The 13,612-nt window shown below is 57.6% G+C and carries 10 protein-coding genes; 9 read left to right on the top strand and 1 reads right to left on the bottom strand.

Annotated elements, in window-relative coordinates; genetic code table 11:
* The first annotated feature begins 38 nt into the window (after positions 1-38).
* The 9 genes from tolB to K1W69_RS17915 all read left to right on the top strand — a co-directional run bounded on the left by tolB (position 39) and on the right by K1W69_RS17915 (position 11,542).
* Positions 39-1,298: a Tol-Pal system beta propeller repeat protein TolB gene (gene tolB, locus K1W69_RS17955; RefSeq protein ID WP_258571204.1), complete on the top strand. Its 1,260-nt coding sequence runs from the start codon at positions 39-41 to the stop codon at positions 1,296-1,298.
* 85 nt (positions 1,299-1,383) lie between these two features.
* Positions 1,384-1,887, top strand: coding sequence for a peptidoglycan-associated lipoprotein Pal (gene pal / locus K1W69_RS17950; protein WP_220229795.1), 504 nt, complete (start codon positions 1,384-1,386; stop codon positions 1,885-1,887).
* A gap of 148 nt (positions 1,888-2,035) precedes the next feature.
* Positions 2,036-2,941, top strand: coding sequence for a tol-pal system protein YbgF (gene ybgF / locus K1W69_RS17945; protein WP_220229794.1), 906 nt, complete (start codon positions 2,036-2,038; stop codon positions 2,939-2,941).
* Positions 2,942-2,964: 23 nt separating this feature from the next.
* Positions 2,965-4,260, top strand: coding sequence for a tRNA lysidine(34) synthetase TilS (tilS, locus tag K1W69_RS17940; RefSeq protein WP_220229793.1), 1,296 nt, complete (start codon positions 2,965-2,967; stop codon positions 4,258-4,260).
* A 150-nt stretch (positions 4,261-4,410) separates the two neighbouring features.
* A complete protein-coding gene (gene ftsH / locus K1W69_RS17935) occupies positions 4,411-6,354 on the top strand; it encodes an ATP-dependent zinc metalloprotease FtsH (protein WP_220229792.1) in 1,944 nt (647 codons plus the stop codon).
* Between the two features lie 147 nt (positions 6,355-6,501).
* Entirely contained in the window at positions 6,502-7,854 is a 1,353-nt protein-coding gene (gene glmM / locus K1W69_RS17930; protein ID WP_220229791.1) for a phosphoglucosamine mutase, read from the top strand.
* A gap of 340 nt (positions 7,855-8,194) precedes the next feature.
* A complete protein-coding gene (locus K1W69_RS17925) occupies positions 8,195-9,043 on the top strand; it encodes an outer membrane protein (protein WP_220229790.1) in 849 nt (282 codons plus the stop codon).
* A 196-nt stretch (positions 9,044-9,239) separates the two neighbouring features.
* On the top strand, positions 9,240-10,094 hold the full coding sequence (locus K1W69_RS17920) for an outer membrane protein (RefSeq protein WP_258571166.1): 855 nt from the start codon (positions 9,240-9,242) through the stop codon (positions 10,092-10,094).
* A 191-nt stretch (positions 10,095-10,285) separates the two neighbouring features.
* Positions 10,286-11,542: a M24 family metallopeptidase gene (locus K1W69_RS17915; RefSeq protein ID WP_220229789.1), complete on the top strand. Its 1,257-nt coding sequence runs from the start codon at positions 10,286-10,288 to the stop codon at positions 11,540-11,542.
* On the opposite strand, the gene K1W69_RS17910 is transcribed toward K1W69_RS17915, so the two are convergent.
* Complete coding sequence (locus K1W69_RS17910) at positions 11,535-13,556, bottom strand: sulfotransferase family 2 domain-containing protein (protein ID WP_220229788.1); 2,022 nt, start codon at positions 13,554-13,556, stop codon at positions 11,535-11,537. The two genes, K1W69_RS17915 and K1W69_RS17910, sit on opposite strands and share 8 nt — an antisense overlap.
* Positions 13,557-13,612: the final 56 nt, after the last annotated feature.

Genomic DNA, 13,612 nt, shown 5'->3' with positions numbered 1-13,612 from the left:
GGAACGGTCCGGCGATTGTTCTGTGCGCCTTGACGATCATGCTCGCCGCCATGATGCCGGCAAACGCTCTGGTCGAAATCGACATCAACAAGGGCAATGTCGAACCGCTGCCGATCGCGGTGACGGAGTTCATCTCGAATGACGAAATCGGACGGCAGATTTCCGAAGTCATATCCGCCGATTTGCGTCGGTCCGGTCTTTTTGCGCCAATCGATCCGAACGCCTTTATCCAGAAAATCACCAATCCGGACGTCGCGCCGCGATTCGAGGACTGGAGGGTGATCAACGCCCAGGCGATCGTCGTCGGACGCGTTACCCGCGAGGCGGACGGTCGCCTGAAAACAGAGTTCCGCCTGTGGGACACATTCGCTGCACAACAACTGATCGGTCAGCAATTCTTCACCCAGCCCGAGAACTGGCGTCGCGTCGCGCATATCATCGCCGATGCGATTTACCAGCGCCTGACGGGCGAGCGCGGCTATTTCGACACGCGCGTCGTGTTCGTTTCGGAAACCGGGCCACGCAACGATCGCCGCAAGCAGCTGGCCATCATGGATCAGGACGGCGCCAATCTGAGGTTTCTGACCCAGGGCGACGACCTTGTCCTGACGCCGCGCTTCTCGCCCAACCGTCAGGAAGTGACATACATGTCCTTCGCCAATGGCGAGCCGCGCGTCTATCTTCTGCAACTGGAGACAGGCCAGCGCGAACTGGTCGGCAATTTCCCGGGCATGACCTTCTCGCCGCGCTTTTCTCCGGACGGCCAGAAAGTGATCATGAGCCTGGAGCAGGGCGGCAACGCCAATATCTACACGATGGATCTCCGCTCCCGGTCGACCACGAGGCTGACGAACACGACCGCTATCGACACCTCTCCCTCCTATTCTCCGGACGGACGTCAGATCGTCTTTGAATCCGATCGCGGGGGTCGCCAGCAACTCTATGTCATGAACGCCGACGGCAGCGATCAGAAGCGGATCTCCTTCGGGGACGGGTCCTATTCGACGCCGGTCTGGTCGCCGCGCGGAGACCTTGTCGCCTTTACAAAGCAGTCCGGCGGCAAGTTCTCCATCGGCGTCATGCGACCGGACGGTTCGGGCGAACGTATTCTGACCACCGGATTTCACAATGAAGGACCGACCTGGGCGCCAAATGGCCGCGTCATCATGTTCTTCAGGCAGCCGGCGGGCGCCGGCGGACCGCAACTCTATTCCATTGATCTGACAGGCTACAATGAACAGAGGATCGACACGCCGAACTTCGGTTCCGATCCGGCCTGGTCGCCATTGCTGGAATGAACAGGGAAAACATCAAGAAAGAGCGCCACAAGGCAATGCCCGGACGCTATCACGAACAAAAGTCGTCAACTCGAGGAGACAGACTATGACAACCTTGACAAGGATCGCGCGAAATCCGGTCGCGCTGGCGTTGGCGGCAACGCTCGCGCTCGCCGGATGTTCGTCCAACAAATCAATGCCCAACAATCCGGGCGAACTGGGACTGGGCGGCAACGCCGCGCCAGGTTCGCGCCAGGATTTCACGCTGAATGTGGGCGACCGGATTTTCTTCAACACCGACTCTGCGGCGATTCGGCCCGATGCGGCGGCGACGTTGAACAAGCAGGCCCAGTGGCTGCAGCAATATCCGAATGTCAGCATAACCATTGAAGGCCACGCCGACGAACGCGGCACGCGTGAGTACAACCTTGCCCTCGGCGCCCGGCGCGCGGCGGCGACCCGCAACTATCTTGCCTCCCGCGGCGTAGCGGCTTCGAGAATGAAGACCATTTCCTACGGCAAGGAGCGGCCGGTGGCCGTCTGCGACGATATTTCCTGCTGGTCGCAGAACCGCCGCGCGGTTACGGTCGTCGGTGGCGCGGGCTCCTGACAGGCGTTGCTTCATTTTCAAGGCTTTCGCCGGTCAATCAGGCGGGTTAGTCTTGACGACGAGGCCGTCGAAGACACAGAAAGGACCGACTGGTCATTCCGGTCGGCCAGCCATTTCCTGGGCGAGAATTTTGAAAGGAAAAATGGGCATGAATATTCGAATCGCCGCCGCAACAGCGTTGTTCCTGGCGTTGATTCCGGCGCAGTCTTTTTCCGCCAGTCCGATGACGAATTTCGGATCCTTGTATCAGGCGACGCAGGGCGGCGTTTCCGGCGAGGAAAGTCGCCCGGCCGCGCCGGTCATCCTGGCGCAGGCGGGCGACATGTCCTTCCGCGTTGGTCAGCTTGAAGAACAGATCAGAGCGCTGAACGGCCGCATCGAAGAGTTGAGTTTCCAGCTTCTGGAAATGCAGGAGCAAATGCGCCGGATGCAGGAAGACAATGAGTACCGCTTCCAGGAACTCGAAGGCGGCGGCCGCCGCGGTGACGCCGCGCCTGCGCGCCAAGACGACACGGATGTCGCTGCAATGGACAGCGTGACAGGCTCGTCTGATCAGGATCGCGTCGAAGGAACGCTGGGCGAACTGACCTTCGATCAGGACACCCTGCAGGGCGGTGAACTCGACTCGCCGACAAACACCGATCAGACACAGACGGCAGCGCTGCCTGAAACCGGCAGTGAGCAGCTCTGGAACGCCGCCTACGGCAACATCCTTTCCGGCGACTATGCGCTTGCGGAACAGGATTTTCAGCGCTTTATCCAGGATTATCCGGATTCTCCAAAGATCTCGGACGCCTATTTCTGGCTGGGCGAGTCGCAATATGCGCAGGGGCAGTACAATGTTGCGGCGCGAACCCTGTTGACCGCCCACAAGCAGTTTCCGCAATCCGCCAAAGCTCCGGAAATGCTGCTGAAACTCGGCATGTCGCTTGCCGCTCTCGATAACCGCGATACGGCTTGTGCGACCTATCGGGAAGTTCTGCTGCGCTATCCCAAGGCTTCAGACGCCTTGAAAAAGAAAGTGGCGATAGAACAGGGCGCCATGAGCTGCTGATGTTCCACTCCGGAGACCTGACCATGTCTCCAGAGGAAGCCGTACGCATCTTCGTCAACCGGCTGGGTCCGGATCGGCCGCTTGCAGTCGCCATATCAGGCGGCGGAGATTCCATCGCTCTTCTCAATCTTCTCGTCGAGGCCCGCAATCGCCGGCAAATTGCCTGTCTGCTGGCGATTACCGTCGATCACGGCCTGCGCGACGGTTCGGACGCGGAAGCCCGTCAGGTCGCGGCCTGGTGCGCCGCACTCGATGTCGACCATGTCATTGCAACGTGGAAAGGCTTGAAGCCGGCGACCGGGCTGCAGAACGAGGCCAGGCTTGCGCGGTATAGGCTTGTTCGCGAGACCGCGATGGCGCACGGCGTCAATTGCGTTGCGACCGCCCATAACGCCGACGACCAGGTTGAAACCGTGCAAATGCGCGGAATGAGAAATCCGGGTCGCGGTCTGTCCGGAATGGCGCAAAGCGTTCTCTACCAGCGTGACTTCTGGATTCTGCGTCCGCTGCTGAGCGTGCGCCGGTCTGACCTGCGGCGTTATCTGGAAAACTGCGGCAAGCGCTGGATCGACGATCCAAGCAACGAGGACAGGCGTTTCGAACGCGTGCGCATCCGACAGGACATGCGGCGGTTCCAGGATGACATAGCGAAAATCGAAGAGAGCGCATCGGAAAGAACGGCGGGCGCCCTTGAGATCGCCCGTGTCATCGAGGGCGCCGTTTCGACGCCGCACCCGGCGCTCGCGCGCATGGAAATTCCGCCGCGGGACGAGCGCGCCTGGAGACAGGCGCTGGCGTTTCTTCTTGCGATCATGGGCGGGCGTCAGCATTTACCCGGCGCAGAACTGATGGACCGCGTCGGGCAATTTGCTCTGGTGAGCGCCGGGGGGCGTATGACGGCCGGTAGATGCGTCATAGAGAAGCATGGCGATCTGCTTTCTGTCTATCGCGAAAACCGCAACGTACCGACAGTCCGGCTAGAACCGGGCGACAGTCAGATCTGGGACGGACGCTACGAGATCGCAAATCCGTCGCCTGGCAGGACCATGATTGTGGCTCCCCGTGGCGTTGAAGAAGACGAATTGGAGATGGAAGGTAATTTCACGGCGCTGCCAAAGGGCCTTCTTGCGCGGGCGCTTCCGGCGCTTCCGGCCTGCAGCGTCGTTGGAGATCCAGCGGGAGAGAGCCCACCGGCCGAAATTGCGCGGATTCTTGCTCCATTCGACCTGTTTTTGCCTGAATTTGACATGACAATAGCCCGAACGTGCGCGAATTTGTTCGGCGCGCCCGATTATTCGGCGCCGCCGTTGCGTATATAAGGCCAACAACTACCGGATGTTATTAACCTGTAGTCCCACTTGGCCCGATGATGGTCTTGGCAAGGGTACAAGAGAAACCTATGTTAGGGGCACGTAAATTTCGTCAAGGCGCCCGGAAGCAGCGGGCTTGCCGGTGTTCCGGGGAACCGAATGAATCCTAACTTCAGAAATTTTGCCCTCTGGGCGATCATAGCGCTTCTGCTCATAGCGCTGTTCAACATGTTCAACAGCCCCGGCGCACGTGGCACGTCCGACGAGATCAGCTACTCGGATTTCCTCCAGGATGTCGACAATGGCCGCATCCGGAGCGTCAAGATCGTTGGCGAGACGATTTCCGGCAAATATGCAGAAGGCAATCGCTCTTTCAGAACCTATTCTCCTGGCGACACCGGTCTGGTTCAGCGTCTGGAGGACAGGGGCGTCAGCATCAGCGCAGCGCCTGAAAACGACGGATCCAACAGTTTCATCGGACTTCTCCTGTCCTGGCTGCCCATCCTGCTTATTCTTGGCGTCTGGATTTTCTTCATGCGTCAGATGCAGGGCGGCTCCAGAGGCGCGATGGGCTTCGGCAAGTCGAAAGCCAAGCTTCTGACCGAATCGCACGGACGGGTGACTTTCGACGACGTGGCCGGCGTCGACGAAGCCAAGGAAGATCTCGAAGAGATCGTCGAATTCCTGCGCGACCCGCAGAAGTTTCAGCGGCTTGGCGGCCGGATCCCGCGTGGCGTTCTGCTCGTCGGACCGCCCGGAACAGGTAAAACCCTGCTTGCCCGCTCGGTGGCCGGAGAGGCCGCTGTTCCCTTCTTCACCATTTCTGGCTCCGACTTCGTGGAAATGTTCGTCGGCGTTGGCGCGAGCCGTGTCCGCGACATGTTCGAACAGGCCAAGAAGAATGCGCCCTGCATTATCTTCATCGACGAAATCGACGCCGTCGGCAGGCATCGCGGCGCAGGTCTCGGCGGCGGCAATGACGAGCGCGAGCAAACCCTCAACCAGTTGCTGGTCGAGATGGATGGTTTCGAGGCCAATGAGGGCATCATTCTGATCGCTGCGACAAACCGTCCCGACGTGCTTGACCCGGCGCTGTTGCGGCCCGGCCGTTTCGACCGTCAGGTCGTTGTGCCGAATCCGGACATCATCGGACGCGAGCGTATCCTCAAGGTCCATGTGCGCAACGTGCCGCTGGCGCCGAATGTCGACCTGAAGGTGATCGCCCGCGGCACGCCCGGCTTCTCCGGCGCCGATCTGATGAACCTGGTCAACGAGGCGGCCCTGATGGCGGCGCGGCGCAACAAGCGGCTCGTGACCATGCTCGAATTCGAGGACGCCAAGGACAAGGTCATGATGGGCGCCGAGCGGCGCTCCAGCGCAATGACCCAGGAAGAAAAGAAGCTGACCGCCTATCACGAGGCCGGTCACGCCATCGTCGCGATCAATGTGGAAACCGCAGATCCGGTGCACAAGGCGACGATCATTCCGCGCGGCCGTGCTCTTGGCATGGTTATGCAACTGCCCGAAGGCGATCGCTACTCGATGAGCTACAAGTACATGATCTCCCGTCTGGCGATCATGATGGGCGGTCGCGTCGCCGAAGAAATCACCTTCGGAAAAGACAACATCACCTCCGGCGCTTCCTCCGATATCGAGCAGGCCACCAAGCTTGCCCGTGCGATGGTCACGCAATGGGGATTCTCCGATGAACTCGGCCAGGTGGCCTATGGCGAGAATCAGCAGGAAGTGTTCCTCGGCCACTCGGTCGCTCAGCAGAAGAATGTTTCCGAGGCCACTGCGCAGAAAATCGACAGGGAAATCCATCGTCTGATCGACGAGGCCTACAGCACGGCGCGACAGATCCTCACTGACAAGAACGAGGATTTCAAAACGCTTGCTGAAGGTCTGCTTGAGTACGAGACGCTTTCCGGTGACGAAATCAAGGCGCTGATTCGCGGTGAGAAGCCGTCGCGCGATCTCGGCGATGATACGCCTCCCTCGCGCGGCTCCACCGTTCCCAAGACCGGCGCGAAAAGCCAGGAAGAGGGCAGCAAGAAGTCGGACGACGAGCCCGACGCCGGCATGGAGCCGCAGACCCCATAGGCGGGTAACGGACCGTCAATTCTTGGACTATAAGGTGATGGCCGGTTTGCGGCCATTCGTCTGATACGGACTGTAACAGATTATGAAGGCCGTATTTCCGCGTTATGTGCAATAACGCGGCGGTCGCTTCTACAGTCGGGGGATCAAATGGCGCGCCAGTATTTTGGAACAGACGGTATCCGCGGAAAATCCAATTCAGGCAAAATGACGCCGGACACGGCGATGCGCGTCGGGCTCGCCGCTGGCGCGGTATTCCGTCGAGGCGACCATCGTCACCGCGTTGTCATCGGCAAAGATACCCGACTTTCCGGATATATGCTGGAAAACGCCATGGTCGCGGGCTTCACCGCATCGGGCATGGACGTCTTTCTCCTTGGTCCCATTCCGACACCCGCCGTATCCATGCTGACGCGGTCACTGCGCGCCGATATCGGCGTGATGATCTCGGCGTCCCACAATCCGTACGAGGACAACGGGATCAAATTGTTCGGGCCGGACGGCTACAAACTTTCCGACGAACTTGAGATGCGGATCGAGCGGCTCATCGACGCCGATATTTCAAGCCAGTTGACCAGTTCGAAAAACATCGGACGCGCCAAACGCATTGACGGCGTTCACGACCGCTATATCGAGTTCGCCAAGCGGACGATGCCCAAGAAAGTGTCCCTGAGCGGATTAAGGGTGGTGGTGGATTGCGCCAACGGCGCCGCTTACAAGGTCGCGCCCGCCGTTCTGTGGGAATTGGGGGCTGAAGTCATTACGATCGGCAATGAGCCGAACGGCCTTAACATCAATCACGAATGTGGTTCGACCCATCCGGTCGCGCTGGCGCGCAAGGTGCATGAAGTCAGGGCCGATATCGGCATCGCTCTTGACGGCGACGCTGATCGCGTCCTGATCGTGGACGAGAAAGGGTCGGTCGTTGACGGCGATCAACTCATGGCTGTCATCGCCGAATCCTGGTCCCGTGACAAGCGCCTGACAGGCGGCGGCATCGTGGCCACCGTCATGTCGAATCTGGGTCTCGAGCGTTTTCTGGAAGAACGCGACATGTCGCTGGAGCGAACCAAGGTCGGCGATCGCTATGTCGTGGAACGGATGCGGGGAGGCGGGTTCAATGTCGGCGGCGAGCAGTCGGGTCACATCGTTCTCTCGGACTACGCAACGACCGGAGACGGATTGGTCGCGGCCCTGCAGATACTCGCCTGCGTCCAGCGCATGGACAGACCCGTCAGCGAGATATGCCATCGTTTTGATCCGGTTCCGCAAATATTGAAAAATGTGCGCGTCACCGCCGGCAAGCCGCTGGAAGACGCCCATGTTAAGTCCGCCATCGATGCAGCTACCGAAACTCTCGGCAAGTCGGGCCGGCTGGTCATTCGCCCGTCCGGAACCGAGCCCCTGATCAGGGTTATGGCGGAAGGCGACGATCGCGTTCTCGTCGAGAAGGTCGTCGACGAACTTGTCGACACGATCGCTGGCGTGAAAGCCGTCGCGTAGTTGCCGTTCTTCCGGCTTGCTTTTCCTGTTTTGCGGACTTTGCGCTGACTGCCTTGCCTGATGGTTGTGGGTCGGCAAAGCCGCGTCATGGCTCGCATGGTCGGCAACCAAAAATTGCTTCGACCAAATAGTACTAAAACAGAAAGAATATCTCTTGATCCCGAAGTCGGGTTTACTGGCCGAATAAGAAATCGTCAGGCTATTGTTTTTTATAGCTATTTTTATTCAATAAGGTGAACCGTTATAGCTAACGACGTTTTAACCTTTTGCTTTGATAATCAGGCGTGTCGAACCTGTTGCGAGCGGGCGCAATGCCGCAATAGTACGTTTGGAGTATGTTATGATTAAATATTTGGGTCTTGCAATAAGCGTCTCCCTCATTGCCGGACCAACCTGGGCCGCCGACAAGATCGAAGAACCGCCTGTCGAGCCGGTTCCCCTCTATGACGCTGAAATTCGCGGATCGACGAATGTTATCCTGGACGGTTTCTATCTCCGGGTGGGCGCCGGTTATTCCTGGCCGATCATCGACGGCATAGACTACACATTGCCCGGCACATGGGGCACTTTCGACGAACACGATCTGTCCGAAACCTGGCTGATCGAAGGCGCTGCGGGCTATCAGATCAACCGGTTCCTGCGGACGGAACTCAGCCTCTCCTACAACGCCAGCGCTGATTTCAGTGGCTCGACGAGCGGATCCTGCGGGGTTGCGATCGATTGTGTGTCAACCGACTCCTCCAGCTGGAGCGCCTATTCCATCATGGCCAGCGCCTATGTGGATTTCGATTTCTGGAGCGATGGATCATCGGGCATAATCCCGTTCATCGGCGCCGGCCTCGGCGGAAGCTACGTCTCCTACGGCAATCTCAACAATCAGAGTTGCGAAACCGGGAATCCATTCAATTGCGATCCTCTCATTCCGCACCAGGGACAGAGCAACTGGCGGTTCACCTATCAGCTGTCGGCTGGCGTTTCCTATCAGTTCCGGTGTGATATCGTGGGCGACGTCTCCTATCGCTACCAGCATATCGATGGCGGTGAAATGTTTGGATACGCCGCCGGCGGCGGTCCTGGCTACGACCGTGGCATCAACATACATTCGGCTATCGCCGGGTTGAGGTTCTATCCGGGCCGCGACTGCACTCCGGAACCTTACGTTCCCTACGAGCCGATCGTTTACAAGTAATTCAGCAGCAACGATCCCCTGATTCAGCAACCGCCGTCTGCCGAGCAGGCGGCGTTTTTGCTGGCGCGCGCAGTTATGGATAATGATCGGTAAAGAAAGCTCCTTAACAAACATGCTTAACCGCAACTTAACCAGTGCGCGGATAGGATGTCGGCAAAGCAGTTATTCCGTACGCCGATACAAGGGGGTATCGTTCATGGTGTTTCAAGTCAGAAAACCGGCGCTTGTCGTGACGCTCATCCTTTGCGCCTCCGCGCCTGCAGGCGCAGCAGACCTGGACAATATTCTCTACGCTCCGGAACTCCCGAACACCGTTCCGGTCGAGATTGGCAGCGGCTGGTATCTGCGGGGCGATGTCGGCTACAATGTATCATTCAACGGATCGGCTTCATCCTACCGGGTCTTCGACCCATTTACGCTCGATTATTACGATCAGCCATACAATTCGTCCGAGTTCAATTCGGATTTCACCTATGGTCTTGGAGCCGGGTACCAGTTTACCGACTGGTTTCGCGCAGAGGCCATGTTCAACGCCTTTGGCGGCGATTTTTCGGGAACCGGCGTTTCCGCCTATCCATGTCTCGCACTGCCTGGCGGACCGGACGGCACCGGATGCTCACGCTCCGGCGAAGCAGACTTCACGGCGCGCGGCGGCATGGTCAACGGCTACGTCGATCTCGGAACCTACGCCGGCTTTACGCCGTATATTGGCGCAGGCGTCGGCATGACGTATGTAAACTACGACAACTATGTTTCCAAAGACACCTGCATCAACGGCATTGGGGACTGTGCAGGGGCGACGTTCGGGACACAGTTTCATGAGGGATTGGGATCCTGGAGATTCACCTATTCCCTCATGGCTGGTATTGCGTATGACATCACCCGCAATCTGAAGGCTGATTTGGGTTATCGCTTCACGGACATCGCTTCCGGCGACATGTACGGTTACGATTCGACTGCTGTCAGCGCCGGTGCGAAAGGGACGCAAAGCTCGGATGACGGCTTCACCAGCCAGGAGATCAGGTTCTCTCTTCGCTATTCGCTCTGGTAGAATTATCAATCTATAAGAGTAATTCTGACTTTTTGATGCAGTTTTAAATTGTGCCTTGCGTTCGACCAAAGCGGTCAGGCTCGAAGCCCGATTTGCGACAATTGCGGTCGTTTCATCAATCTTCTGCCTTGATGGTCATCTGCTAGTTTGCGTTTGGGCAATTTGCATGGCTGATCGTATTGGGGTTGAAGGTGGCGAATTTCGACTGGCACGCTGAACGTAGCGATTTATCTGGCATCGCGCTTCTGGACCGGGCGCCGGAAAGCGAAGGCATTGATCTGAAGACAGTCCGCGCCTATCGCCAGCGCCGCGTTCGCGAACAGATGGCCGCCTATGGAGTCGACGCCGTCATCCTGTCCGATCCAATAAACATCCGCTATGCGACCGGGACCCGCAACATGCAGGTCTTTTCGATGCGCAATGCGCCATCTCGCTATCTGCTGCTGACGGCGGATCGATCGATATTGTTCGAATTTACGGGTTGCATGCATCTGGCCGACGGGTTCGAGACAATTGATGAGGTGCGGCCGGCGATCACAGCCAGTTTCGTCGCCGCCGGCCCGGAGATAGCGGCGCGCCAGCGCCGCTGGGCCGCTGAAATGGCGAGCCTCATAACCGAACTGGCGGGGCCTGCCGCAACAGTTGGGCTCGAGCGGCTGAACGCCGGATCTGCCATCGCTCTCGAAAGCCATGGTTTGATTATCGTGGACGCGCAGCAGCCCGTTGAAATGGCTCGGGCGATCAAATCATCCGAGGAGATGAAATGCGTCAACGCATCGCTTCGCGCCACCGAAGTCGCCGTTGAAAAGATGCGCGACGCCATACGTCCCGGCCTGACTGAAAATGAACTCTGGTCCGTCCTGCACAAGTCGGTCATCGAGCAAAACGGAGACTACTGCGAAACCCGTCTCCTGAACTCCGGCCAACGGACAAATCCGTGGTTTCAGGAGGCCGCTCACCGGATCATCGGCGAAAACGAACTCATCGCGCTCGATACCGACGTCGTGGGTTGCCACGGATATTATTCCGATTTTTCTCGCACCTTTCATTCCGGTCCCTGCGAACCGACGCAAATGCAAAAGACGCTCTACCAGGTCGCCTATGAACAGGTGAACTACAATATGGGCATCCTGAAGCCCGGTCTGTCGTTTCGCGACTACGCCGATCAGGCCTGGGATATCCCCGAGCGCTACCATGCCAACCGCTACTATCTCTCCGCCCATGGCTGCGGGATGACCGGCGAGTATCCCTATCTCTATCACAGCGGTGATTTTCCCGACGCCGGTTATGACGGGGCGATCGAACCGGGCATGACGCTTTGCGTGGAAAGCTATATCGGCGAGGAAGGCGGTTTCGAAGGCGTCAAGCTTGAGCAGCAGGTTCTGATCACAGACACCGGCGTCGAGTTGCTGTCGCGCTTTCCTTTCGAAGACAGTCTGCTTAGTTGATGTCTGGTCCCGAATTGTTCGGCGGCGGCTTCTTCAGGAACGGTCTTCGAATGAACTCGAACGCGGCATTTCTCACCAGCCGACGGGTTGAAATGATTTCGAACCCGTTCGCATTGATCAGAATGCCGTATTTGTCGCGCACATCATCAATTGTTTGAGGCTGTATCTCCGACTTCCTGCGGGACTTGTTCGCATTCGGTGACGCCTGGCCTTCAAGAACAGAGCCGTTTGCAGATGGGGTGATGGATGCGCTGCTCGGTTTCGGTCGCAAGTCGCTCCAGTGCGGCGTTCTTGGACCGAATTCGGAATCAAAGGCAAAGGACAGCGTTTGTTCACGCGACTTGTCATGCATGATCCGGTTATCAACGTCCATGAACTGAAATTCGCGTGTGGAAAGCTTGCCTGAAGCGTCCTTAATCCAGCTTTCCAGTCCCAATATGTCGAGCGAGCCTTTGTCGTTGTCTGCGAAATACTGCCTGATATCTTCAGCCGGGAAGCCCCGGTTGATCGCATTGCGGGCGCCATGCACTTTCTCGATTGCAATGAATTTCGGATAGAACGCTACAGCGCCGTTTGTACGAAGGCTCCATTGACGCGCCATCGCGAGACACAGGCCCGCCATCGAACAATACTCTTTGCCTGCGTCACGCATCCCGCGGAATGTCCGCAGGGAACAGACAAACGGCCCCCAGAACGCCTCGCAGATCTGATGCCAGTTCTCAGCGCCGTATTTCGGCGGTTCCAGAAAATCGGTGGGTATCAGGATTTCGCCGGGTTCATCCGGCCTCGAGACAAAATAGCTTGCCGTGTTGTTCCACTTGCGGCTTTGGGGTTTCTCCCACTCGTCATAGCGGATGATGGCGTTCAGTCCGGCGACAACTTTCGTTTCGGGGCGCTGTGCGAGCAAATTGCAGGCTTCGTGAAAGGCGAAGCGGTCCGGCACTTCTTCGCCCGCTCTTAGAAATACAATGATGTCTTGATCTGTGTTCGCTTCCTTGAAGAGCGATCCCAGGCAGTTCAGCGGCTCCAGGCCATCAACCTCTGCGACTTCGTCAACCAGGTTTGTCAGGTAGCGCGCAAAGCAGGAATAATTTCTTGAAACAATTGCTGCAACCGAGTGAGGCGCTGACGTCAGTCTTTCGATGCTGGCCAGGGTCGGGCGGAGACGAAAGGCATCGTCTCTCGCATCTATTACAAACAGAACTCTCGGTAGCGCGGCGCTCATATTCGAGGTTTTCGTAGGCGTCGCTTGTTCGATGTTGTTTTTTGGCATCGTGGTCGTAGCGCGCAATCCCGTGGGATATCGAAACGCGTCGAAATCCTCTTCGTATTTTTTTGCGATCAGGCGTCGCAGGTCCTGCGGGATCTGCTCATGTCCATCCGCTCGCTTGCGGGTGGAATTCAGTCGCGTTGCAGGCTCGGCGCTCATCCCGCCTGTTATCGTTTCATGAACGATCCGCCAGTCCTGATCGAAACTCTCGAGCCTGCCCGTGAATTGGTAGTCGATGACATCGACATGCATGGACCGTGCTTGCGGATACCAGTGGCGGTCCATTTCGAAATAGTTCTGATCGCAAATGAAACGGACGAAATCTCCAAATTCGATATCCTCGTCGGGATCCACAGACGATGGATGCCTGCCTGACTTGTGCGCCAGAATTGCGGTCCGGTTCTTTTTGAATTCTTTCGTCGCGCTATCAACAAGATCGTAGCTCTCAAGACCCAGAGTCAGGATCCGGTTTTCATAAGCGGACACAAGACGGGCGTAGGGATCCCGGCAGAAATTGAAGCGAAACACGTCCGGCGATTGCAGCAATGCGGACAGTTTTTGTTCGTTGGCCTGTAACAGGCCCTTCAGATTGGTCGCCCTGCGGTTATGGGGGCTTCCGTCGAAATGCACCAGATCGTTTTCGATCAGCGCCAGGCTGAATTTTATCGAAGAACAGGCGTTTTTCGAGCATGCTCCGTAGAGATATGGGTATCTTTCGGACCACAGAATGTCATTTGTAACCAACCCCTCCCAGAAATTCCTGTTCAGCAAATTTCTTACAGCTTCCGTATAAATCATGT

This window comes from Flavimaribacter sediminis (assembly GCF_019492055.1).
Classification (GTDB): domain Bacteria; phylum Pseudomonadota; class Alphaproteobacteria; order Rhizobiales; family Rhizobiaceae; genus Flavimaribacter; species Flavimaribacter sediminis.
The sequence above is the reverse complement of the archived record's forward strand: the minus strand, read 5'-3'. Positions and strand labels throughout refer to the sequence as shown.